Genomic DNA, 1307 nt, shown 5'->3' on the forward strand with positions numbered 1-1307 from the left:
TCATGTTCTCTTTTTTCTCTGTCTACCTGAAGGGGATAATACCACCTTATTTCAGGAATCCCCTCTTTTTTGATTCAACAATGCATCAATATGTTCGGTCCTTTTGACTGAACTATATTCCTCTTCTTTCAAAACGTCCTATTCGTCATTTCCAAGGAATCTGTTTGTTTAAACAAAAAAAGGAAAGATCTCTCTTCCCTTTTTCATTTCTTTATTTTAGTGTTTCGTGAAAGTTTGATCTATCGCATTTGCCAGATCCAGCGATTTTTCTTTTAGATAACGCTTCGTTACGTTTAAATCTTTATGACCGGCAAGCTTTGATATCGTTTGTATATCTATTCCATTATCCACTAACCTTTGACAAAAAGTATGTCGCAGTTTATGCGGATGCACATTGTATTTTTTCAATATATATTGAACTGACCTCGGAGTGATCCTTTGATTATAGCTTGAGATGAATAACGGATCTGCTTTTTCTTTTAAAGAAAAAAGATAATTTTGTACATGTTGAATGGCCGATATCGTAAGGGGTACGGATCTGTCGATTTCACCTTTTGCGTTCCGGACAAGTATATAATTCCGCTCTGTTTCCATTATGACGTCACGGCCATTTAAGTCACATAATTCGGAGACACGAATTCCAGTATGTAACAAAAGGTAGACGATGGCAATGTTCCTTAGATTCCCTTCTGCTTCTATATCTCTTAACAGTATCTGCTGCTCATTGAGGCTTAAAGTTTCAGGTACCTCAAGCTTGTGCTCCTTAACTTTACGTTCCACTGAAAGCATCACTTGCGGTTTACCTAAAAATTTAAAGAAGACATTTAATGCGATATAGTGTTTTTCGATTGTCCCTGGGCTTTTCTTGCAATTTTCTAAATTATCAAGATAACCCTGAACATCTTCAGAATGGATCTCCATCAATATCTTTTGTGTCTGGTCACAAAACTGTGAAAGGACACCAGTATACGTTTTGATCGTATTAGCTGATTTGCCTTGGTCTCTCAACCATTCAGCAAACGAAAAAATCATTTCATCTTTAGCAGAGGTATCCATCGGCTATTCCCCCAATGACAGTTTCAGAACTATGTTAAGTTTAACATATATCCCTACAGAAACGAAGAATTCTGTCCCTTTGTCTTAAACTGATATGGATAAGACAGATAGCTATAGAAATTCAGATGCATTAATAGTATGTCCTACCATTTATCCTGCATATAACTTTCTTTATGGTCTATAACAGGTTTAAATAATAAGTACTGAGGATAACGACCACAAAAAAGACCAGCCCGATGGCTGGTCTTTTC

Annotated in this window: 1 protein-coding gene; it reads right to left on the reverse strand. The window is 36.4% G+C overall.

Translation table 11 applies throughout. The features are described from left to right. Positions 1-216: 216 nt before the first annotated feature. A complete protein-coding gene (locus AC2YHV_RS27530) occupies positions 217-1056 on the reverse strand; it encodes a tyrosine-type recombinase/integrase (protein ID WP_034306417.1) in 840 nt (279 codons plus the stop codon). Positions 1057-1307 lie beyond the last annotated feature (251 nt).

Source organism: Peribacillus sp. SRI_006 (assembly GCF_057586375.1).